The organism is Mesorhizobium sp. M1027, from assembly GCF_040318745.1.
Taxonomy (GTDB): domain Bacteria; phylum Pseudomonadota; class Alphaproteobacteria; order Rhizobiales; family Rhizobiaceae; genus Mesorhizobium.
Genome location: NZ_JAMYMW010000019.1, coordinates 34,700 through 55,845, shown reverse-complemented (window position 1 = coordinate 55,845; position 21,146 = coordinate 34,700). Strand labels below are relative to the sequence as shown.

24 protein-coding genes and 1 tRNA gene are annotated in these 21,146 nt (G+C 62.8%); 9 read left to right on the top strand and 16 right to left on the bottom strand.

Annotated elements, in window-relative coordinates:
• Positions 1-94: 94 nt before the first annotated feature.
• A tRNA-Met gene (locus tag NKH50_RS27865) sits at positions 95-171 on the bottom strand.
• Positions 172-406: 235 nt separating this feature from the next.
• Between NKH50_RS27865 and NKH50_RS27860 the strand changes: the two genes are divergently transcribed.
• Entirely contained in the window at positions 407-1,366 is a 960-nt protein-coding gene (locus NKH50_RS27860; RefSeq protein ID WP_254819113.1) for a Gfo/Idh/MocA family protein, read from the top strand.
• A gap of 14 nt (positions 1,367-1,380) precedes the next feature.
• Here the strand turns inward: NKH50_RS27860 and mnmA are convergent, their stop codons facing one another.
• Complete coding sequence (mnmA, locus tag NKH50_RS27855) at positions 1,381-2,571, bottom strand: tRNA 2-thiouridine(34) synthase MnmA (RefSeq protein ID WP_352776997.1); 1,191 nt, start codon at positions 2,569-2,571, stop codon at positions 1,381-1,383.
• Between the two features lie 261 nt (positions 2,572-2,832).
• Between mnmA and sciP the strand changes: the two genes are divergently transcribed.
• Positions 2,833-3,108, top strand: a complete 276-nt coding sequence (gene sciP, locus NKH50_RS27850; protein WP_352882359.1) for a CtrA inhibitor SciP — start codon at positions 2,833-2,835, stop codon at positions 3,106-3,108.
• A gap of 57 nt (positions 3,109-3,165) precedes the next feature.
• On the opposite strand, the gene NKH50_RS27845 is transcribed toward sciP, so the two are convergent.
• Positions 3,166-4,092 carry an NADP-dependent oxidoreductase gene (locus NKH50_RS27845; protein WP_352882357.1) on the bottom strand — a complete coding sequence of 309 codons (927 nt, stop codon included), beginning with the start codon at positions 4,090-4,092 and terminating at the stop codon, positions 3,166-3,168.
• Between the two features lie 85 nt (positions 4,093-4,177).
• Here NKH50_RS27845 and NKH50_RS27840 point away from each other — a divergent pair, with 85 nt between their 5' ends.
• A complete protein-coding gene (locus NKH50_RS27840; RefSeq protein WP_352882355.1) occupies positions 4,178-4,573 on the top strand; it encodes a winged helix-turn-helix transcriptional regulator in 396 nt (131 codons plus the stop codon).
• Positions 4,574-4,635: 62 nt separating this feature from the next.
• Here NKH50_RS27840 and NKH50_RS27835 read toward each other — a convergent pair whose 3' ends face one another.
• Positions 4,636-5,013, bottom strand: coding sequence for a flagellar export protein FliJ (locus tag NKH50_RS27835; protein WP_352882353.1), 378 nt, complete (start codon positions 5,011-5,013; stop codon positions 4,636-4,638).
• Between the two features lie 451 nt (positions 5,014-5,464).
• On the opposite strand from NKH50_RS27835, the gene ctrA reads away from it, so the two are divergent.
• Entirely contained in the window at positions 5,465-6,160 is a 696-nt protein-coding gene (ctrA, locus tag NKH50_RS27830; protein WP_006203583.1) for a response regulator transcription factor CtrA, read from the top strand.
• 104 nt (positions 6,161-6,264) lie between these two features.
• Here ctrA and NKH50_RS27825 read toward each other — a convergent pair whose 3' ends face one another.
• The 3 genes from NKH50_RS27825 to NKH50_RS27815 form a co-directional block, all read right to left on the bottom strand.
• Complete coding sequence (locus tag NKH50_RS27825; RefSeq protein ID WP_254819118.1) at positions 6,265-6,633, bottom strand: response regulator; 369 nt, start codon at positions 6,631-6,633, stop codon at positions 6,265-6,267.
• 237 nt (positions 6,634-6,870) lie between these two features.
• On the bottom strand, positions 6,871-7,500 hold the full coding sequence (chpT, locus tag NKH50_RS27820; RefSeq protein WP_352882351.1) for a histidine phosphotransferase ChpT: 630 nt from the start codon (positions 7,498-7,500) through the stop codon (positions 6,871-6,873).
• Between the two features lie 21 nt (positions 7,501-7,521).
• On the bottom strand, positions 7,522-7,767 hold the full coding sequence (locus tag NKH50_RS27815; protein WP_352882349.1) for a hypothetical protein: 246 nt from the start codon (positions 7,765-7,767) through the stop codon (positions 7,522-7,524).
• A 72-nt stretch (positions 7,768-7,839) separates the two neighbouring features.
• Between NKH50_RS27815 and NKH50_RS27810 the strand changes: the two genes are divergently transcribed.
• Both NKH50_RS27810 and NKH50_RS27805 read left to right on the top strand, forming a co-directional pair.
• Positions 7,840-8,421 carry a DUF1134 domain-containing protein gene (locus tag NKH50_RS27810; RefSeq protein ID WP_023679557.1) on the top strand — a complete coding sequence of 194 codons (582 nt, stop codon included), beginning with the start codon at positions 7,840-7,842 and terminating at the stop codon, positions 8,419-8,421.
• Between the two features lie 147 nt (positions 8,422-8,568).
• A complete protein-coding gene (locus NKH50_RS27805) occupies positions 8,569-9,732 on the top strand; it encodes a coiled-coil domain-containing protein (RefSeq protein ID WP_352882362.1) in 1,164 nt (387 codons plus the stop codon).
• A gap of 129 nt (positions 9,733-9,861) precedes the next feature.
• On the opposite strand, the gene NKH50_RS27800 is transcribed toward NKH50_RS27805, so the two are convergent.
• Positions 9,862-10,659 carry a TrmH family RNA methyltransferase gene (locus tag NKH50_RS27800; protein WP_352882347.1) on the bottom strand — a complete coding sequence of 266 codons (798 nt, stop codon included), beginning with the start codon at positions 10,657-10,659 and terminating at the stop codon, positions 9,862-9,864.
• A gap of 312 nt (positions 10,660-10,971) precedes the next feature.
• Between NKH50_RS27800 and NKH50_RS27795 the strand changes: the two genes are divergently transcribed.
• Entirely contained in the window at positions 10,972-11,976 is a 1,005-nt protein-coding gene (locus NKH50_RS27795; RefSeq protein WP_352882345.1) for a L,D-transpeptidase, read from the top strand.
• 88 nt (positions 11,977-12,064) lie between these two features.
• Here NKH50_RS27795 and NKH50_RS27790 read toward each other — a convergent pair whose 3' ends face one another.
• The 4 genes from NKH50_RS27790 to NKH50_RS27775 all read right to left on the bottom strand — a co-directional run bounded on the left by NKH50_RS27790 (position 12,065) and on the right by NKH50_RS27775 (position 14,717).
• Complete coding sequence (locus NKH50_RS27790; RefSeq protein ID WP_254819124.1) at positions 12,065-12,403, bottom strand: ArsR/SmtB family transcription factor; 339 nt, start codon at positions 12,401-12,403, stop codon at positions 12,065-12,067.
• 173 nt (positions 12,404-12,576) lie between these two features.
• Positions 12,577-13,383 carry a HugZ family pyridoxamine 5'-phosphate oxidase gene (locus NKH50_RS27785; RefSeq protein ID WP_352509001.1) on the bottom strand — a complete coding sequence of 269 codons (807 nt, stop codon included), beginning with the start codon at positions 13,381-13,383 and terminating at the stop codon, positions 12,577-12,579.
• Entirely contained in the window at positions 13,355-14,116 is a 762-nt protein-coding gene (locus NKH50_RS27780; protein WP_352508994.1) for a 3-hydroxyacyl-CoA dehydrogenase, read from the bottom strand. Before NKH50_RS27780 ends, NKH50_RS27785 begins: the two co-directional genes overlap by 29 nt.
• 64 nt (positions 14,117-14,180) lie before the next feature.
• Positions 14,181-14,717, bottom strand: coding sequence for a GNAT family N-acetyltransferase (locus NKH50_RS27775; RefSeq protein WP_254819127.1), 537 nt, complete (start codon positions 14,715-14,717; stop codon positions 14,181-14,183).
• A 278-nt stretch (positions 14,718-14,995) separates the two neighbouring features.
• On the opposite strand from NKH50_RS27775, the gene NKH50_RS27770 reads away from it, so the two are divergent.
• Entirely contained in the window at positions 14,996-15,985 is a 990-nt protein-coding gene (locus tag NKH50_RS27770) for a glutathione S-transferase family protein (RefSeq protein ID WP_352882342.1), read from the top strand.
• Positions 15,986-15,987: 2 nt separating this feature from the next.
• On the opposite strand, the gene NKH50_RS27765 is transcribed toward NKH50_RS27770, so the two are convergent.
• Positions 15,988-16,488, bottom strand: coding sequence for an NUDIX domain-containing protein (locus NKH50_RS27765; protein WP_352508992.1), 501 nt, complete (start codon positions 16,486-16,488; stop codon positions 15,988-15,990).
• Positions 16,489-16,541: 53 nt separating this feature from the next.
• On the opposite strand from NKH50_RS27765, the gene NKH50_RS27760 reads away from it, so the two are divergent.
• Positions 16,542-17,486, top strand: coding sequence for a metallophosphoesterase family protein (locus NKH50_RS27760; protein ID WP_254819270.1), 945 nt, complete (start codon positions 16,542-16,544; stop codon positions 17,484-17,486).
• A gap of 72 nt (positions 17,487-17,558) precedes the next feature.
• On the opposite strand, the gene NKH50_RS27755 is transcribed toward NKH50_RS27760, so the two are convergent.
• The 3 genes from NKH50_RS27755 to NKH50_RS27745 all read right to left on the bottom strand — a co-directional run bounded on the left by NKH50_RS27755 (position 17,559) and on the right by NKH50_RS27745 (position 21,116).
• Positions 17,559-18,176, bottom strand: a complete 618-nt coding sequence (locus NKH50_RS27755) for a hypothetical protein (RefSeq protein WP_254819130.1) — start codon at positions 18,174-18,176, stop codon at positions 17,559-17,561.
• A 133-nt stretch (positions 18,177-18,309) separates the two neighbouring features.
• Positions 18,310-19,113: an alpha/beta fold hydrolase gene (locus NKH50_RS27750; protein WP_352882339.1), complete on the bottom strand. Its 804-nt coding sequence runs from the start codon at positions 19,111-19,113 to the stop codon at positions 18,310-18,312.
• A 212-nt stretch (positions 19,114-19,325) separates the two neighbouring features.
• Positions 19,326-21,116 carry a tetratricopeptide repeat protein gene (locus tag NKH50_RS27745; RefSeq protein ID WP_352508990.1) on the bottom strand — a complete coding sequence of 597 codons (1,791 nt, stop codon included), beginning with the start codon at positions 21,114-21,116 and terminating at the stop codon, positions 19,326-19,328.
• Positions 21,117-21,146: the final 30 nt, after the last annotated feature.

Here is a 21,146-nt window from a genome sequence, read left to right as displayed (position 1 = left end):
TTGCAGACCATCGACAACCCGTTCGGCACGAGGTTGTCACCCATGTCTTAGGTACATTCTGTTACCCATGTCTCCGGGTCGTACCTTCGATTTTTGGTAGCGGGAGAGGGACTTGAACCCCCGACCCCAGGATTATGATTCCCGTGCTCTAACCAACTGAGCTACCCCGCCAGGGCGGCGAAGGCCCGAAATCCAGCTTAAATCGGCAGGCATATCGGCGCGTTCGCCAAGGTCGCGCGGATATAAGGTTGCGAGGCCAAGCCTGTCAAGCATCGAAGTGGCTGCCGCGCCGGCATATTGCTGGCGCCTAAAGCTTTGCCGGGCAGACATTGGGCGCACAGGCCGGGGTTGAGTTCAGCGAGGCACGTCGCTATGTCTCGGCCACGAAAGCCATGGTCATGAATTGATGAAACCGCGCATTGCAGTCCTCGGTTGCGGATACTGGGGCAGCAACCACATCCGCACCCTAAAGGCGCTCGGCGCGCTGCATGCGGTTTCGGACGTCAACCCTGCGCGTGCGGAGGGTTTTGCCAGCGAGCAGGATTGCCTGGCGATCGAGCCGGAGGCGCTGTTTGCCCGCGACGATGTCGACGCCATTGTCATGGCGCTGCCGCCGCAGTTCCATGCCGACATGGCGGTGCGCGCCGTGCTCGGCGGCAAGGACGTGCTGGTGGAGAAGCCGATCGCGCTGACGGTGGCCGATGCCGAGCGTTCGGTGCAGGCGGCCGCCGATAATGGCCGTGTCTTCATGGTCGGCCACGTGCTGCGCTTTCATCCCGCCTTCGAGACGCTGAAGGCGCTGATCGACAATGGCGAACTCGGCGAAGTCCGCTACATCCACTCGCATCGGCTCGGGCTCGGCAAGTTCCACACCGAAAACGATGCGTTGTGGGATCTGGCGCCGCACGATCTGTCGATGATCCTGGCCATCACCGGCACCGAACCGGTCGAGGTGCGCGGCGAAGGCGCTGCCCTTCTCGACAATCTCAGCGACTTTGCGCATCTGCATATGCGCTTTCCCAGCGGCTTGCGCGGCCATCTGTTCGCCTCGCGGCTCAATCCCTACCGCGAACGGCGGCTGACCGTGGTCGGCACCAAGGCGATGGCGGTGTTCGACGATGTCGAGCCGTGGGAGCGCAAGCTTGCCGTCTACCGCCATGCGGTGTGGCAGGACAGCGGCCAATGGGCGTTCACCGCCAACGAGCCGTCCTATGTGGCGGTCGGCGAGGGCATGCCGCTCACGCGCGAGCTGGAGCATTTCATCCACTGCATCGAGACGCGGGCCGAACCGCGCACCAGCGGTGAGGAAGCCATCCGCGTGCTGCGCATCCTGACCGCCGGCACCGTTGCCCACACCAGACCCTAAAGAGAAAACGCCCTCTATTCGGCGGGAACCCGCGCCGGCTGGACGGCAAGCCGCGTCAGCATCGCCTCGGCTTCGGCGCCGCGCTCGGAGCGCTCGATGAAGCCGCCGCCGAACACGCGCGCCTCGTTGCCGTCGCCGGAATAGAGCACGCAGGCCTGACCGGGGGCGATGCCGGACTCGCCGTCAACCAGCTCCACCGAAGTGACGCCGGCGCGGTGATGCAGCACCGCCGGGCGCGGCGGCCGCGTCGAGCGTACCTTGGCGAAAAGCTCAAGCCCGGCCGCCGGGATAGCGGTCAGCGGGCCATCGCCGAGCCAGTTCATGTTGCGCAAGAAGATCTTGTGGGTCTCCAGCGCCTCGCGCGGGCCGACGACGACACGGGCCCGGTCGGCGTCGAGATGGACGACGTAGAGCGGCTCGCCGGAGGCGATGCCGATGCCGCGGCGCTGACCGACGGTGTAGCGCAAAATGCCCTCGTGGCGGCCAAGCACGCGCCCGTCTATATGGACGATGTCGCCCGGATTGGCGGCAGCCGGCTTCAGCTTGGCGATGATGTCGGAATACTTGCCCTGTGGCACGAAGCAGATGTCCTGGCTGTCCTGCTTGGCGGCGACCGTCAGTCCCATCTCCTCGGCGATGGCGCGAACTTCAGGCTTCGACAGGCCGCCGAGCGGAAAACGCAGATAGTCGATCTGCGCCTGGGTGGTGGCGAACAGGAAATAGCTCTGGTCGCGGTCGGCGTCGACCGGCCGGTAAAGCGCGCGATGGGCGCCATTGGCGCCGGAGCGGATGTAGTGGCCGGTGGCCAGCGCATCGGCGCCGAGTTCCTTGGCGGTCGCGAGAAGATCGGCGAATTTCACCGTCTGATTGCAGGAGACGCAAGGGATCGGCGTTTCGCCGGCGACATAGCTCTCGGCGAACGGGTCGATCACCGCCTTGCGGAAGCGCTCCTCGTAATCGAGGACGTAATGCGGGATGGCGAGCGTCTCGGAGACGCGGCGGGCATCGTCGATGTCCTGGCCGGCGCAGCATGAGCCGGCCCGGTGCGTTGCCGCGCCGTGGTCATAAAGCTGCAATGTGACGCCGACGACGTCGTAGCCCTCGCGCTTCAGGAGGCCGGCAACGACCGACGAATCGACACCGCCCGACATGGCGACGACGACGCGGGTGTTTTCGGGGCGTCCGGGAAGATCGAGGCTGTTCATGGTTCTTTCGTTCTGCGCGGCGCTTCAATGCCAATGGCCGGAATATAGGTCAAGCGTCTCGGCTGCGCCAGCTTTGCCGGGCCGGTTCATTTTTCCTGCCGGGTTCAATGTGCTTGCCGGCAGATGTTTCAAATGCGGATGAAAAGGCTAACGCCGCGTTCATGATCCTTACCTAACCATTAGGGTCTGCTTAGGCAAATTTTAAAGCTGTGGCGGTAATGTGGTGGCGATTGGGTCTTTGAGTTTTTTGTAGAGAGTACGATGACCGATCTAATTAGACCGCGAGTCAAATATGTTATCGGGCCAGACGGCAGCCCACTTACCATCACCGATCTGCCGCCGACAAACACACGTCGCTGGGTTATCCGGCGCAAGGCGGAAGTGGTGGCGGCGGTGCGTGGCGGGCTTTTGAGCCTCGAAGAGGCGTGCCAGCGCTACAAGCTCACCACCGAGGAATTCCTGTCCTGGCAGGCGTCGATCGACGAATACGGCCTTGCCGGCCTGCGCACCACGCGCATCCAGCAATACCGGCATTAGGCCGATAAGGGCGCTGATCAGCGCCCTTACGTTTGCGAGGGGCGACGATCTGCAATTTCAGACCGTCAGCACCACCTTGCCGATCGGCCTGGTGGCGAGAAAGGCATGGGCGGCACCGGCCTGTTCGAGCGGAAACGCCTTTACCACGTGGACGGCCAGCTTTTTCGCGTCGATCAATTTGCCGAGCTCCACCAGGGCGGCACGGTCGGGCACTACGGACATGCGCTCGACGCGGATGCGTCGCGTCCTGGCCTTTGCCTTGGTGGCATCGCTGATATCGAGCAGCGACACCAGAACGCCGCCAGCGGTGAGCACTTTCAGTGATTGCTCCGCATGCACGCCGCCGAACGGGTCCAGAACCAGATCGATGTCGCGGGCCTTCCCGGTGAAATCATCCCTTGTGTAGTCGATCACCTCGTCGGCGCCGAGCGAGCGGACGAAATCGAGCTTTGCCGGGCTGGCGGTCGCGACGACGTAAGCGCCGTACGCCTTGGCGATCTGTACCGCCAGATGGCCGACGCCGCCGGCTCCGGCGTGGATCAGCACGCGCTTGCCAGGTTCGAGCCGGCCATGGCGGACAAGGCCTTGCCAGGCCGTCAGGCCGGCCAGCGGCAGCGCGGCGGCTTGCGCGTGATCCATGCCTTCGGGTTTCGGCGCAAGCTCATCAGCCGGGACAGCGGCGAGTTCGGCGTAGGCTGCCGCCTGTTTGGGAAAGCGCGTCATGCCGAACACGGCATCGCCGACCTTGAGGCCGGAGACGCCGGAGCCCAGCGCCTCGACAACTCCCGAAACGTCCCAGCCAAGGACAAAAGGCGGCTCGCCAAGCAGCGGATAGTGGCCGCCGCGCACCGCACCATCGACCGGATTGATGCCGGCCGCCTCGATGCGGACGAGCACTTCGCCGGCCTCGGGGGATGGCGCGGGGCGATCGGCAATGACGAGGACGTCGGGTCCGCCGAAGGAATTCTGAATAATGGCACGCATGGAAGGCTCTCCTGCTGGTTTTGACGTGCCACTATCATTTGGATAGTTACATCTAGTATGTACCTTTTTGATATATACGCACCTCATGGATAGTGAAGATGTTTCCCCTTTCGGCTATGACGCCTTTCGGCGGTCGTGCCCGTCACACGCCGTGCTCGAGACGCTCGCCAGCAAATGGGTCTACCTGGTGATCTGTGCGCTGCGCCGGGGCCGGCTCCGCAACGGCGAATTGGCGCGCAAGCTCGAAGGCATCACGCCAAAAATGCTGACGCAGACGCTGCGTATCCTGGAACGCGACGGGCTTGTGCGGCGCGAGGTTTTCCCGGTCGTTCCGCCGCGGGTCGAATATGAGCTGACCGAACTTGGCCAGAACCTGGCAGGACTGCTCAATCAGATCAGAGCCTGGTCGGAGCAGCATGTGCCCGACATCAAAAATGCGCGCGCACGGGCGGCGGAACAACAAGAAGATTTGAGTGCCTGAGGCGGGCACAGTTCGGTGCGCAGCAATAGCGCGCAAAGCGCGACGCGCGTTAAGTCTTGTTTTCAGCCGATCATGGCGCTGCGGCCGCCGGTTTCCGTGTCGCGCGCCTTGGTGTCGCGCGATTCCAGCATCTCGGCCTTGGAAAGCTCCGCTTCGGCTTCGCTCAGCAATGATTCGGCGACATTTCGCTGCTGGGCGAGGTCGCTTTGCGAATTTCTAAGGTTGTCGCGGCGTAGACGTGCCGCTTTGGCGAAGGTCGGATAAGCAAAGTGATTGATGTCGGTGATGCCGGCCTTCTTCTCTTCGGCAGCGATCTGAAGTTCCAGCTCGACGGCCATGCGCTCGAATTCGGCTATCATCATGTCGAGCTGCAGCAGCTGCCGCCGCTTCTCGCTCACCTGAAATTGCTTCAGCCGAACGAGGTTTTCACGTGACTTCATGATTCGGTACTCCCGGAAACGCACACCTGCACATATCGTCCAATTCACCCGGCACGGCCCAGGCCTGACCCGTTTCCACCGGCTTTCCCGGAACTATGGGAAACAAACTCCTAAAGTTTTTTGCCGGCGGTAACCATTCGTTTACGGGCATTGTTAATCATACGGCTCAGGACTTAAGGGCGGGTAAAAATTCTGCTTCTCGTCGCGAAACCCGGCCAACGAGTCCGAAGAGTCACTTAGTCTGGCTTATTAATGTGCCGCATTAACGGTTGGGGTCTGTGATTCGTTATTGGATTCAACAAGGTGTAGAAAGGGGTTAAAAAATCTGATACCGTCACGGACGGGGAATTAGGTTTTATTAACCATTCGATGGCAGCCTCTGCTCAGGGCAATCACTGCTCCGGTCCTGGACGGGTCGTGAAATGGTCCGGCAGCAGAAAAGGGGAATGAAATGCGCGTTCTGCTGATAGAAGACGACAGTGCAACCGCACAGAGCATCGAGCTGATGCTGAAATCAGAAAGTTTCAATGTCTATACGACCGACCTTGGCGAAGAGGGCGTCGATCTAGGCAAGCTTTATGATTACGACATCATTCTCCTCGATCTCAATCTCCCCGACATGTCGGGCTATGAAGTTTTGAGAACGCTTCGCCTTTCCAAGGTGAAGACGCCGATCCTCATCCTCTCCGGCATGGCCGGCATCGAGGACAAGGTGCGCGGCCTCGGCTTTGGCGCCGACGATTACATGACCAAGCCCTTCCACAAGGACGAACTGGTCGCCCGCATCCATGCCATCGTGCGGCGTTCCAAGGGCCACGCCCAGTCGGTCATCACCACCGGCGACCTGGTAGTCAATCTCGATGCCAAGACCGTTGAGGTCGGTGGCCAGCGCGTGCATCTGACCGGCAAGGAATATCAAATGCTGGAACTGCTCTCGCTGCGCAAGGGCACCACGCTGACAAAGGAAATGTTCCTCAACCATCTCTATGGCGGCATGGATGAGCCGGAGCTGAAGATCATCGACGTCTTCATCTGCAAGCTGCGCAAGAAGCTTGACGCCGCGTCTGGCGGGCAGAATTACATCGAGACCGTCTGGGGCCGCGGTTATGTGCTGCGTGAGCCCGAAGATATCCGCGTCAGCGCCTGAACTAGGGGCGTGATCCCAAGGTGGCGCCGGTTTGTTCGGAAAAGAACCTGGCAAAACAACAAGATAGAGCCGATCCGATTTTCGTCGGAATGGAACAGCTCTGATCAGGCGGCAACCTTCAAGGCGCGGAAGCACTCGAGCAGTTGCGGCCGGTTGAACGGCTTCAGCAGGTAGCCCTGGGCGCCGGCTCGTTTTGCGCGCATGATCGCCCCGACATCGACCTCGACCAGCGAAATCAAAACCTGCGGCAATACCGGGCTTTCGATGGCGCGCACGCGGCGGATGAGGTCCTGCGCCTGCATGTCCGGCAAGGCGCCGTCGACGACGATGATATCAGGCATGTCGGCCGCGCACATCTCGATCGCCTCATGGCCGCTGGCGGCTTCGATCACCATCATGCCGGAACCGCCCAGGATACGCCTTGCGACCTTCCTGATGACGCTCGAATTGTCGACGAACATGCAGCGTTTCATTCCCGGACCCTCTTGCCGTTTGGCGAACCGGCAGCGTCGTGGCATCTGCCGGGGAACATAGGCCGATCTGGTAAAGAAGCCGAAAAGCCGTTAGGTAAAATTTTCCTGAAGGTGTTTTTAGTGAAATCTTCTTTGGCAATGCTTCACGCAATCAATCTGCAAGCGCGTCTCACAAATATTAAGACCACGCCGTAAATATGACTTGGAGAAAATACTTTCCCGCTCTTTCGGAGAACTTCAGGCTGCGGAAAGGACGATCTCGTCGGCGGTCGCGTGGATCGAAATCGTCATGTTGGCTTCGCGGGCCAGGAGCAGCGTGTAATAGGGCTGCACCGAATGCGCGTCGATCGGCTCGTCCGGCCTGTTGCCGGAATGCAATTCCAGGAATTTGGGCGGCACGCGCAGCATCGGGCCGCTCGCCGCGAGTGCAAAGCGCGGCTCGGTCTCCAGGTTGTCCAGCGTGACCGCCAGCCTGCCGCCGCGCGGAATGGCGGCGTTGGCGACGAGGATGAGATTGAGCAGCAGCTTGACCTTGTTCTTGGGCAACAGCGCACGGGTCCCGTTCCAGACCAGTTCCGGCTTCTCGTTCTTCAGGAAGGCGATGGCCACGGCCTCGGCATCCCCGGTGTCGATCAGCATGCCGGCGGAACCGGCGGCGCCGAAGGCGATGCGGGCGAATTGCAGGCGGGCGGAAGCGTTTTTGGCGCTTTGGCGGATCAGTTTCATGGCGTCTTCGTCGGCGCCGCCCTCGTCGAGCAGCTCAAGCCCGTTGTTTATGGCGCCGACCGGCGAAATGATGTCGTGGCAGACCCGGCTGCACAAAAGCGCCGCCAGGTCGGGTGCGGAAAGGGTGAAAAGCTCGGCCATCAGCAAAAATCCCTGCAAATTTCACAACACAATGACCGGGCGATCATGATCACGCCTGTCAACACGAATCACGCTCTCTCCCAAGCATTCTGAATACACAGCGCTTGTGCGCGCAGCAACAAATCCAAATTTGTCGTTGTCGAAAATGGTGTGTTCACGCAGCAGGGTGCTGCGCGGGCGATGCAAAACAGCCTTCGAACCGCCATCTTCATGTGAGAGTTTAATGGTTGAAAAAGGATTACGGCATAGTTTGCCCCTAACAGCCATCCTTAACGGCCGCCAAAGAGCCGTACGGATGCGAGGCGTCGGCGAAAGTGCTCCCTGACGGAGATTGGAAGCATGGTTTCCCGATTCTACGACCGGACTTTTTTCCGTGTCATCTCAATGACGATCGCGCTTATCGGCCTTGTCGCCTTTTCGGCATCGGCGGCGCGGGCGCAGGAATACACGGCCCAGGAGATCGTCGATTCCGGTCATAAATTCTTCGGCGCGACATCGGGCGGGCTCGCCACCGTCGTCGAGAAGATTTTCGCCACCTATGGCCTGCCGAACGGCTATCTGCTCGGCGAGGAGGGGTCCGGGGCGCTGATCGGTGGCCTGACCTATGGCGAAGGCACGCTCTACACCAAGAATGCCGGCGATCACAAAGTGTTCTGGCAAGGCCCGTCGCTCGGCTGGGATTTCGGCGGCGAGGGCTCGCGCGTCATGATGCTGGTCTACAATCTGGACGATGTGAGCAGCCTCTATAACCGTTTTGGCGGCGTCGCCGGCTCCGCCTATGTCGTCGCCGGCGTCGGTTTCAACGTGCTGAAGAACAACAATGTGCTGCTCGTGCCGATCCGTACCGGCGTCGGCGCCCGTCTCGGCGTCAATCTCGGCTACCTCAAGCTCACCCAGCGCGCGACCTGGAATCCGTTCTGACCGGCATGACGGAGCGACGGCGATTGGGCCTGTGATCCCGCGGCCCGAGCTTTGCCGCGGCATACTCTTGCCGTGGCGCCGGATTTCCGTCATGCGAAGATGGCAAAGTCGACCTTTGGCGGTTGCCATGCACAACGGATAGTCATCTTGGTCCAGTCGATCCTGTTCTTTGTTCTCGGCTTTCTCTGCGCGGGCTTTCTGGCGCTGATGATTGCTCCGGCCGTGTGGCGGCGGGCGGTGGCGCTGACGCGCAAGCGCGTCGAGGGTTCGATGCCGTTGACGCTGGCCGAGATCCAGGCGGACAAGGATCGCATTCGCGCCGAGTTCGCGGTTTCGGTGCGCCGGCTTGAAATGACCGTCAAGTCATTGCGCGAGAAGGCCGCCGAACAGCTGGTCGAGATCGGCCGCGACCGCGAAGCCCTCAAGGAATTGGCGGCCGAGCGGCAGGACAAGAACCGGGTCGTCGCCGATCTTACAACCAGGGGCGAGGAGCTTCGCAAGCGCGATGAGCAGCTGCAGCAGCTGTCGGAGCGGCTTGCGGAGACCGAACGCGCCCTCGAAAAGCGTGGGCTCGAACTGCGGAAACTGGAGCACATGTATGACGACGCCAGTTTCTCATCCAGCAGCCGGCAGATCGAGCTGGTGGCGCGCGAATCCGAGCTGCAGAAGCTGGCGAGCGACATTTCGCTGCTGCGCGGCCAGCGCAAGGAGGCGGACAGGCGCAGCCAGGAATTGGCAGCCGAAAGCAAGGCTTTGCGGGACGCGCTGAAGGCCGAGAAGAAAAGAACCGGCGACCTGGAAAAGAAAATCGAGCGGCTGCTCGCCACGCTGGCCGATCGCGAGGACAGGCTGGAGCGCCGCGAGAAGGAACTGGTGCGCCTTCGCGAAAAGCCGAAAAGCGCTGAAAGGGCGCCTGCGGGGGGTCTTGCCGGCGTGCCAGGCAGTCAGGTCAATGTGGCCGCCAACGGCGACATCGAAAAGACAACCGCCAAGCTCGACGCCGACCGCGAGCGGCTGGAGGCCAGGCTGACATCGCTGGCACGCGAGAACAGGCGGCTGAAGACAGATCTTGCTGCCGTTGAAACGTCGAAATCACGGGCCGGAGATGATGCCGGCAGCGCCAGCGCGGCATTGCGCGAAGAGATGAACGATCTGGCGGCGCAAGTCGTGGCCTTGACGGCAAGGCTCGACGGGCCGGATTCGCCGATCGCCCGGGCGCTTGCAGCGGCTGAGGATACGCGGCCGGGGAGCAGCGGACGCAGCCTTGCCGATCGGGTGCGAGCGCTGCAGAAGGCCGCTTCGACCGACTGAGATTCCGCAAGCGCAAGCGCGGCGGCTCTGAAGCGCGTCGCGTTCGACCGCCTCATCGGACGCGCTTTAAGTTCTTGTTTGATGCATGTCGTTATCGCGAAACCGCTGCACGCTTTTGCGCGACATGCATCAGGCTCCGGAAAAATGATGCAGCGCGATGGCTGACGCGGCGGCGACGTTCAGGCTGTCGAAGCCTTGCGCCATACCGATCCGCAGCGTCTGCAGGCGGGCAAGCAGGCTTTCCGGCAGGCCTTCGCCCTCGGTGCCGAGATAGAGCGCCAGCCGCTCGTTTCTCTTGGCATCGCGAATGTTGATCTGCCCGCGCGGCGACAAGGCGAATTGGCTGAAGCCTTGCTGGTCGAGCATTGCGGTGCAGCCGGCGGTATCGGCAAAGCAGGCGAAGGGGACCTTCAAGGCCGCACCCACCGAAACGCGGATTGCCTTGCGGTACAGCGGATCGCAGCAGGTCGGGTCGAGAAGCACGGCATCCGCGCCAAAGGCCGCGGCATTGCGGAAGATCGAGCCCATATTGTCATGATTGGCGATGCCGACCAGCACCACGATCAGCGCGCGGGCGGGCAGTGCGCCAAGCAAGGCCTCGGCGGAGATGGCCGCGCCCTTGCAGCCGATCGCCAATATGCCGCGATGCATGTGGAATCCGGCAATCCTGTCGATGATTTCGCCGGATGCGACATAGATCGGAAGCCCGGCAGGCGCCTTGCGCAAGACGTCATCGAGGCCAGCCAGCCGGTTTTCGAGTACCAGCACCGATTCTGCCTCGAAGCGACGGGCGGCGAGCAGCGTGTCGAGCACCACCTTGCCTTCGGCGACGAAACGGCCTTGCCGGCCGGCAAGATCTCGCTCCCGGATGTCGAGGTAGGCTGCGACGCGGGGATCGTGCGGATCGTCTATGCGGATCGGATTCATGGCTTCCTCGGCGGACCATGGCGTCGGCCACGAATCGGGACTCGGTTTCGGAAGGCATGATGCCGGATCCGAAGCTCAGACCGTATCTCAGCGTCGAAATGGATGCACGCCGTGCTAACGGTCATCCAGTCACTGGGGCGCCGGGCCAGGATGGAATCTGCCCGGGCTTTGGCGACGGGGGAATATTGATTCCCGCGGTACCGCGCTTCGGCAAAGCCGCTTCAATGCAGAATTTCGATGGGGCGAGGGAACCGCACAGGGCCATGCCGCGTCATAGAAGCGGGCTCCTGCTGCGGTCCTGGGAGGACATCGATGATCAGGCTCCTCCTCGTCTTTGCCGCCACGCTTGCCCTTGCATGCGGCGTGGCCCGCGCGGCCAAGCTCAATCCGGCCACCGTCAATCAGGCCCAATTCACTGTCGGCGAACCGAAGGGTGTCGATCCGATGCTGCTGAAGGCGCAGATCCTTCTGGATCGCGCCCGCTTCTCGCCGGGCCTGATCGACGGTCGCCTTTCCCAGAACTTCGCCAAGGCCGTCGCCGCGTTTCAGGCGGCAAACGGACTTCCGCCCGATGGCAAGCTCAGTCCACAGACCTGGAGCAAACTCATCGCAACCTCCGCCAAGCCGGTGCTGGCGACCTATGAGGTGATGCGCAAGGATGTGCGTGGACCGTTCACCCGGCGTATTCCCGCCCGCTTGGAGAGGATGGCCCGCTTGCGGCGGCTCGGCTACCGCAATGCGGTGGAGAGATTGGCCGAGCGCTTCCATGTCAGCGAACAATTGCTGAGAATGCTCAATCCGGGCACCAGCCTCAGGAAGCCCGGCAGGACCTTGGTGGTGCCGGATGTCGACAGGGGCGACCCTGCCGCCGGCGTCGCCACCATCGAGGTCGACAAGGGCGCTCGCCTGGTGCGGGTGCTCGACCGTGCCGGCAAATGGCTGGCGGTCTACCCCGCCTCGATTGGGAGCGAGGAGAAGCCGGCGCCAAGCGGCATAGCAGAGGTCAGGCGCGTGGTGCACAACCCTACCTATCACTACGATCCGGACTTCGCTTTCAAGGGGGTCAAGACCAAGCGGCCCTTCACCGTCGCTGCCGGGCCGAACAATCCCGTGGGATCGGTCTGGATCGACCTTTCCATCGAAAGCTACGGCATCCACGGCACGCCCGAACCCGGCAAGATCGGCACGACCTTTTCGCATGGCTGCATCCGGTTGACCAATTGGGATGCCGAAGACCTTGCCTCGATGGTGCAGCCGGGCACGAAGGTCGAGTTCAAGGAGGAGATTGCGCAGGCCGCCGACGAGCGTGTTCAGTAGCAAGGCTGACTTGGCAACAAGGCGGATTTGGCAGCAAGGCGGATTTGGCGGCAAGCGGATTTGGCGGGGTGTTCTCCGCCTCGGCCGCTCAAGTCCCGGCGCGACGCAGCCGGTGAGCCATCTGCGACAGTTCACCTTCGCCAAAAATGCCGTCCAGCATATGCAGCAATTCGCGCACCGCCCCGGATTTGCAGGAATAATAGATCATTTGCCGATCGCGGCGGGTCTCGACAAGGTCGGAAGCCCTGAGCTTGGCCAGATGCTGTGACAGGGCGGATTGGCTGAGCGACACCTTCTCGGCTATGGCGCCGACCGACATCTCGCCCTCGGCCAGATAGCTCATGATCAACAAACGTTTTTCGTTGCCCATCAGCGTCAGAAACGCAGCCGCGGTTCCGGCGTTGGCGACTAGTTTGTTCGAGACCATAGATCCCCCATGCCTTCTTGCTCATCCGCCGCTATGGGGGCAATAGCGTCGGATTCCATAGACTTTCCCTATAGATGCACGCCAGCGATTCAGCGTCACTCGCAAAGGTAGAACATTTCGCTCAAATCTCAAGGCTTGCTTTCCATGCAAGCCGATTAACTGCCCGGCTGTGATTAATTTGCCGATCGGGCGGCCTTTGCCATATCGACCAGGACAGGCCTGAGGTCGCGTGCCGCTGCCAGCGGCTCGGGGAAGAAAACCCGACAGACATTGTCGCCGGATACGAGATCCATCCCGTCGGCGTCGAACCCGGTGACGATCCAGCCGTCGCCCCCGGCCCCGCCGAAATAACTTGCGTAGAGGGCAATCGCATCGAGATGGTCGGCGTTCATATGGTCGAGTGCCGATTGCTCGCCGACGGCAAGCTCTTCGACGATCGCTCCCGTCGCGACCAGATCGGTGCGGTCGAGCAGATAGGCCTTGCCGAAGCCGCCGTTCAGGCTGGCGCGCTCCGGTTCGACCCGAAAGATCGAGAAGTCGCCGAGTCCGGCATAGAGCTTCGCCTTGGGATTGTGGTTGAGGTAGCGCCGCTCGGCGCGGGCGTGTTCGTTCGATCCGCGTTCGAGCCGGACGGCGCGGCAGACGAGCGTCAGTCGCGGATGCGCCAGCGGATCGCCCTTGCCGGGTTCGCCGACGAGCAACGAGCAGCGCGGGTCGGCAAGGATAGCGCCGGTGTGGGCGGACAGCATCGAGACCAGGATCAATGGCGTACCGTCGATGTCGGTGGCGACGCCGACCCGGCTGGCCAGCGGCGAACCGGTCCCTGGTTCGAGCACCGCCAGCGCGCCGAAACGGGCGCTGCGGATCAGCGTCTTTGCCAGCCTGATCGCCTCGGCGTCGGTCGCGCGGATCACGTCTTTCCTGGGTTCGTCCAAAGCACCACCGTCGCTTTTATTTCGGCGCCATGCGGATGGCGCCATCGAGGCGAATGGTCTCGCCGTTGAGCATCTGGTTCTCGACGATGTGCAAGACAAGTGCCGCGTATTCCGAAGGCTCGCCCAAACGGGAAGGGAAGGGTACTGCGGCGCCGAGCGAATCCTGCACCTCCTGCGGCATGCCGGCCATCATCGGCGTCCTGAAGATGCCGGGCGCGATGGTGCAGACGCGAATGCCAAAGCGGGCGAGATCGCGCGCCACCGGCAGCGTCATGCCGACGACGCCAGCCTTGGACGCGGAATAGGCCGCCTGGCCGATCTGGCCGTCATAGGCCGCGACCGATGCGGTGTTGACGATCACGCCGCGCTCGCCGCCCTGTAGCGGTTCGAGCCTCGCGGTCCGGTCGGCGACCAGGCGGATCATGTTGAAGGTGCCGATCAGATTGACCTCGATCACCTTGCGGTATTGATCGAGTGGGTGCGCTCCATCCTTGCCGATCGTCTTCAAGCCGATGGCGATGCCGGCGCAATTGACCAGAATGCGCGGCTCGCCGAGCGTCTCACCCACTCCCGCGACAGCAGCGGCACCGCTCTCCGCGTTGCTCACATCACATTGGACGGCGATGCCGCCGATGTCGGCCGCCACCTTGGCCGCCCGGTCAATGCCGAGATCGAGGACGGCAACCCTGGCGCCACGGACGGCAAGAGCGCGCGCCGTCGCCTCGCCAAGGCCAGAGCCGCCGCCGGTGACGATCGCAATCTGGCCGTTCGGGTTCATCTTGACGTTCGCCTCCCTGCCCAGACTAATGCTGCGAAGCCACCGTGCAACAGCGCCGGCACGGTCACGCCATCGCGGCGATGTGCTCGGCAATCCTTGCCTGGTCGGCGTGGCAAACCTCGCCCACCAGCCTTGCCACCGCGCCCGGCATGATCTCGTGCGCCAAAAGCCGATCGGGATCGACCGGACGCGGCATCGAGATCTGCCCGCGCGGCAGCCTCTTGAAGCCGAGCGGGCCGTAATAGGGTTCGTCGCCGACCAGCATCACGGCCGGCGCGCCGGCCTTGGCGGCGGCTTCCAGCGCGATTGCCACCAGCTTGCGGCCAATGCCGAGATTTTTGAAGGCCGGCCGCACGGCGAGCGGCCCGAGCATCAGCGCGCGGCCGGCACCGGCGGCGATACGCGTCATCCGTACCGAGGCGACGACGATTGCGCCGTCGACGGCCACGAATGACAAAGCGCGTTCGTGCGAGCCAGCTTGGCGGATCTTGTAGGCGGCAAGCACGAAACGGCCCGGCCCGAAAGCCTCGTTGTTGATGGCTTCGATTTCAGGATCATGCGCCGGAGTTTCCGGCAGGTATTTCACGTCGGCAAGGCTCATGGTCTTTGCGTTCCGGTATACGAGGAAAGGTTTGCTGCAAGCGGCAGCGTTCGCCAGTCAGCGCTTCATCAAGCGCGGGCGCTCTTTCGTCGTCGGTCGAACCGGATCACGGCAAAGTCAAACATGTGGATGTCCGCTACCACCAATTTTCAGCCGCCGCAATCGGCCGGCGCAGCCGACACGCACTCGACGCAGCCGTTGACGATCTGTTCAGCGTCGAGGATTTCCGCGGGGCCGCTTGCTGCCCTACATCGGGTAGGAACGCGAAAGGATATTTCATGGGATTGCTAGTCGAAGGCCAATGGCAGGACCGCTGGTACGATACCGGGGAGAGCGGCGGGAAATTCGTGCGCGCGCAGTCACAGTGGCGCGACTGGGTGACCCGCGACGGCGCGCCGGCCGAAGGACGAAAACGCGGCTTCAAGGCCGAGCCCGGCCGCTATCACCTCTATGTCTCGCTCGCCTGCCCGTGGGCGCATCGGACGCTGATCTTTCGCGTGCTCAAGAAACTCGAGGACGTGATTTCCATCTCGGTCGTCCATCATTTCATGGGCGCCGACGGCTGGACGTTCCTGGCCGAGGACGGCGCCACCGGCGACACGCTCTACGGCCTCGATTTCCTGCACCAGATCTACACCAGGGCCGATCCCGGCTATTCGGGCCGCGTCACCGTTCCCGTGCTGTGGGACAAACGCGAGCAGACCATCGTTTCGAACGAATCCTCCGAGATTATCCGCATGCTCAATTCGGCGTTCGACGAATGGGGCGATGCCAAGCTCGATTTCTATCCGGAACCGTTGCGCGGCGAGATCGATGCGGTCAATGCGCTGGTCTATCCCGCGGTCAACAATGGCGTCTACCGTGCCGGCTTCGCCACCACGCAGACAGCCTACGAGGAGGCGTTCGGCGAATTGTTCTCGGCGCTCGAGACGCTGGAGGACCGCCTGTCAAAGCAGCGCTATCTCGTTGGCGGCCGCATCACAGAGGCGGACTGGCGGCTGTTCACGACACTGGTCCGCTTCGACCCGGTCTATGTTGGCCATTTCAAATGCAATCTGCGCCGCATCGCCGACTATCCGAACCTGTCGAATTATCTGCGCGACCTCTACCAGGTGCCGGGCGTTGCCGGCACGGTGAATTTGCACCACATCAAAGCGCATTATTACGGCAGCCACGAGACGATCAACCCGACGCGCATCGTGCCGGTCGGGCCAGAGCTCGACTATGGCGCGCCGCATGACCGCGACAGGTTCAGGAAGGCTTTCTGATTTTACCAGTAAGGCGATACCGCTGCGCCATCAAAAACCTCGGCAATCCGTCGCAAAGTTGCCGGCGTCGTTCCCTGAGGCAAGCGGTCGAGCGGGAAGAAGCCGGCTTCGGCGATCTCGCGGTCAGGCAGCTTGGGTGCTGGCTGGTCGAACTCCTCGACCAGATAAAGGCCGACATGATCGCGGCGGCTGGCGCGGCGGTTGAAATGCAGCGACTTCAGCACCGGCGGTCCGGTCAGCGCGATGTTGCCTTCCTCGAAGACTTCGCGTGTCAGCGCTTCGATCATCGTCTCGCCCAACTCGACGCCACCGCCGGGCAGGTGCCAGCCAGGAACATAGGTATGGCGGATGAGGAAGACGGAATTGGAGGGGCGGTCGTGAATCAAGCCGCGCACGCCGAGCGTCATCGGCCGCCGCAGTACGAAATACAGGTGAAACAGCCTTGCCCTGAGGCCCGGCCATCCGGTCTGGCGCAGCGCTTGCTCCGGATCCGGCGTCGTCATCGTCCGCGAAACCGTGAGTGGAAAGCGGCGCGCGCCTCGCCTATGAAGAAAAGATGTTCAGGCTCGCGCATATTTCCGATGTCCATCTGGGGCCGCTCCCCGATGTAACCTATCGCGATCTCGCCTCCAAGCGCGTGGTCGGCTACGTCAATTGGCAGCGCAACCGCCGCCGCCACATGCACGACGCCGTCATCGACACGATCGTCGCCGACATGAAGGCCAGCGGGCCGGACCATCTCGCCATCACGGGCGACCTGGTCAATCTGGCGCTCGACGGCGAACTCGAGATGGCCAAGCACTGGCTGGAGACGCTGGGCTCGCCCAACGACGTGTCCGTCGTGCCGGGAAACCATGACGCCTATGTGCCGGGCGCCTTCGACAAGACCTGCCGGTCGTGGGCGGCGTGGATGACCGGCGACGGCGTCAATACGCCGGTCGACCGCAACACCTTTCCGTATCTGCGCGTACGCGGCGATGTTGCGCTGATCGGCGTCTCCACGGCGCGCGCCACGGCTCCGTTCATGGCCAACGGCTTCTTTCTGGAAGGCCAGGCGGAACGGCTGCGCGGCATGCTCGACGCCACAGGCAAGCGCGGCCTGTTCCGGGTGATCATGATCCACCACCCGCCGATGCGCGGCGCCGTTTCGCAGAACAAGCGGCTGTTCGGCATCTCGCGCTTCCACAGGGTGCTTCACCGGCACGGCGCCGAACTTGTGCTGCATGGCCATTCGCATGTGCCGTCGCTGTTCTTCATCGGCGCCCGCAAGACAAAAATCCCGGTGGTCGGCGTCGCCGCCGCCGGGCAGGCCCCCGGCAGTTCGCATGCGCCGGCGCAATACAATCTGCTCGACATTGACGGTGAAAAGGACAATTGGCGGATCAGGCTGACGCGCCGCGGCCTGACCGGGCCGGCATTGCCGCCCAGCGACCTGCAGACGCTGGAGCTTGGCGTCGAGGCCGAGGCGTCGATGGCTAGAGCAATTCCAGGAAAAGTGTGAAGCGGTTTTTCGGAATTGCGTCAAAACAAAGAGATAGAGCCGTTCAGCACTTCGGTGAAACGCTGAACCGCTTCAGAAGCTTATTTTCATCGCGACGATGCGATCCCAGAACAGCACGAGCGAAATCGCCAGGCCGACCAGGGCGCCGGCGGCGATCAGGCCGAGGCCGGAAAAGAACGCCGACCAGCCGTTGCTGCGCGCGGCGATCTGCAGCGGCGGCTCGGCCTCCGCCACCAGGGCGCGTTTAAGGCCGGCGACGGCTTGCTCGATGCCGCCTTCCATCATTCTCTGGCGCTCGACAACGCGCTCGGCGACATAGCGCGTCACCTGGTCGGCAACGACCTTCATGTCGGTCGATTCGGCGAGGACGACGCGGCCGATGCGCGTGTCCTTGAGAAAGCGGTAGGTGCGGCGGTCGCGTCCCATGGCGACATGGCTGACGGCGTCGATCCACAGCCGTGGCTGCAGGCCGGACGAGACGGCGAAGTCGAAACTGTCCATGTCGGTGGGCACGTCGCCGAAGACCGGCGCGAGTTCGGCGGCAAGCAGATCAAGCCGCATGCGATGCGCTTCGCGCATGTCGACGACGACATCGTCGCGGTCGGCGAAGGCGTTCTTGACGTCGCGAATGGCATCGGACAGTTTTCGCGACTGATCGATCTGGGTGATGTTCTCGCCTGCGTCCTTCATCGGCGTTGCCTCGCGGGTTTGGTTAACACCGAATTAACACAGCCGCCGGCAAAATGCACTTACCAGATCGACGGGCCGGCAAGGGTTCGGTGGAAGGAGCACCTGCGCCGCGGCCGTCCCGCGCGAGGACGGATCAGCTCGCCGCCGCAGCCAATTCTGGACGAAGTCGCCTGCTTCGGCGCCGCATGTTGCAACGGACAGCCTCGACGACCAGGCCGGGCGCTTCCTCGACCAGCATATGGCCGGCTTCCAGCACGTGGTGCAGATGAAAATGCTTCGGCAGGCCGTCCGCCTGGCTGACGGGCAGCATCGCGTCGTCGGTTCCCCAAACCACCATGACTGGCATATTCAGCGTTTCAAGCCGCTCGCTTGGGATGACGCCTTGCCGATCATCCCTGGTCATGGCGGCCGCGAGCTCGACAAGTGTCCGTAGCTGACCGGGACGCTGCCGCATCTCGTTGACGAGATCGACCCTATGCTGCGAAGGCCGGCTTTGTGGTCCCGACATGGCGGCAAGACAGGCGCGGATTTCATCCGTGCCGGCAGCGGCGGCGTAACGACGAAGCAGCGGACCATTGATCTCAGGACCAAAACCGCCCGGCGCCAGCAGCGTCAGCGAGGCTATTTTTTCCGGCTCGTTCAATGCCATCAGGGCGGCCACGGCGCCGCCCATCGAATGGCCGACGAGATGGGCCCGCTTAATCCCGCGAGCGGAAAAATCCGCAAGGACGGCACTGGCTGCAATCCTGGCCGGACCGCCGCCCGGAAAATCGAGTGACAGCCCATGCCCCGGCAGATCATAGGCCAACGTCCGCGCGCCGAGTGCCAGGGACGCGGCCACCTCGCGCCAGTCGTCGTGGCAGCCACCGAAGCCATGCAGCAAGGCGATGGTTGTCGGGCCGGTGCCCCGTTCGGCGGCGTACAGGGATGGGGTCATGCAAACTTTATGGCCTGGTGCCGGGATAGATCAGGATGCCCGGATCAGTCTTTGTGGGAGGTCAGACTTATGCGGAGATCAGTCTTATGCGCGATAAGACCTATGTGGGATCGGATTGGCCGGTTCAAATTGTGTCTGAATTGCGCTTTGGCCGTCCGGATGGCCAGTAAAATCTTCGCGATCACCTGACGTCGTGCACGCGCCCGGAGACGTCAGCTGGCGCCGCCAAGCCCGGCGGCGCGCAGGGCTTCCACCAGCCGGTTGGTCAGATCGGCGGGATATCTTCGTTCGACGAAGGTTGCGCGCGGATCGGCTGCGAATTTCGGGAATTTGGTGGTCAGTTCCTGCAGAAGCCTGCTCGCCAGCTTCTCGCGGCCGGCAGCCTTGGCACCGATCAGCCGCGCGGCCAGATAATGCGATTTCATTTCCGTCGTTCGCAAGCCGTCGCCGGCAAGCGTCGCCTTGTTCATGTCGCCCATCATGAACTCTCCGGCGAACAGCCCGTAATCCCACCATGTCGGATGGGCGCTGGCGATGTCCACCGCGTGAGCGATGATCGGGGTGCCCTCGCTGTACCTGCCGGCGAAAACCAGCCCGTAGCCATAGGCGGCGGCCATTGCGAGATCGTAGGGATTGAGCTCATAGGCCTTGCGCATCCAGCGGATCGATTCCGCGGAATCGCCCATGCGCGAGTTGAGATAACCAAGGGCGCGGTGCGCGTAGGGGCTGGTCGGGCCCATCTGGATGGCGCGATGGGCAAACGTCATCGCTTTGTCGATCGTCGCGTCGGCGGGGTAGGGATAGTGGTCGGTGACCGCTTCAAGATGCAAGGATGCGAGTTCCGAATAGACGAGCGACGACTTCGCCTTCCCGTTGGCAAGATCTTCGAGGCAGCGGTAGGCGGCTTCGTGCGTCTGGGCGTTCTGGTCGAGATAATATTTGCCGTTGAGCACCAGGCACGCCGTCAGCCCGGTCTGGATGCCGCTCTGCTCGATGTAGTTGTAGATCGTGCCCGAGGCGGGAAGAGCCGAGCTCAAAATGCCGGAGATCTGGTCCTCGATGGCGGTGTTCGCGCTGTCGCCGGCGGTCAGGTTGCGTGACAGCAGCACGCGGCCTGTTGCCACGCTTTGCAGCTCGAGCATGATGTCGCCGCTGCGCGGCCCGGGCAGGACATCGAATACGAAGCTGGCGGCGTCGGTAACTGGATCGGGCGGGCTGTCGGCATCACGGCCGATGAAATTGATGGTGTCGAAGCCGCTAAGGCCGGCGCGCAGCGATGCGGCGACACGGCGAGCCACGTCGCTGTCGGCCTTGATGGCGATGTAGACCTGGGGAAGGTTTTCAACCGGAGGCGCTGCAATGCTGGCGGTCGCCACCGCGGTCTCGACCGCCGTGTCGCCGCCGGTCAGCAACACCACGCTGCCCTGGCGAAGGATCAGCACACCCAGCATGAGGATGACTAGCGCGATCGCCAGCCAGAAGAATTGCAAATGGCGCTGCAGCGAAGGTGCAGCAGGGGCGACGGCTGGAACGCTCAGCAATGCAGCCGGATGTGTCCGGTTGCGGGCGTCCTCCAGCGATCCGGGCGGGGCGGTCGTCGCCGCCTCCTCTGTCGCTGGCTGCGGCTTGCTCTTTGCCTCCACCTCCGCCGGCAAGCGAATGGCGTTGAGTTCGTAGGACGGAACATAGCCGCCGCGCGGAATGGCGATGCGGACCGGTTCGGCAACGCCCTCATTGGCGAAATACTGCTGCAGAAGCTCGCGCAGCCTGCCGGCCTGCACCCGCACCACCGCATCGGTCGACGGATCGAAATCGCCGTCCTTGCCGAAGACGTCCATCGCTATGGAGAAGCCCTTGAGCCGGTCGGCTTCGCCTGCCTGCTCGCGCTCGACGAGATAGCGGAGCAGCTTGCGCGCGCGCTCGGATCGTCCGAACGTTTCGCTGGCAAGCAATCGCTCCAGCGTTTCGCGCACTGCGGGGGCGGCAGGCGTGGTATGCTGCAAGTGTCGATCCCTTCGAATTCGGCACAGGTT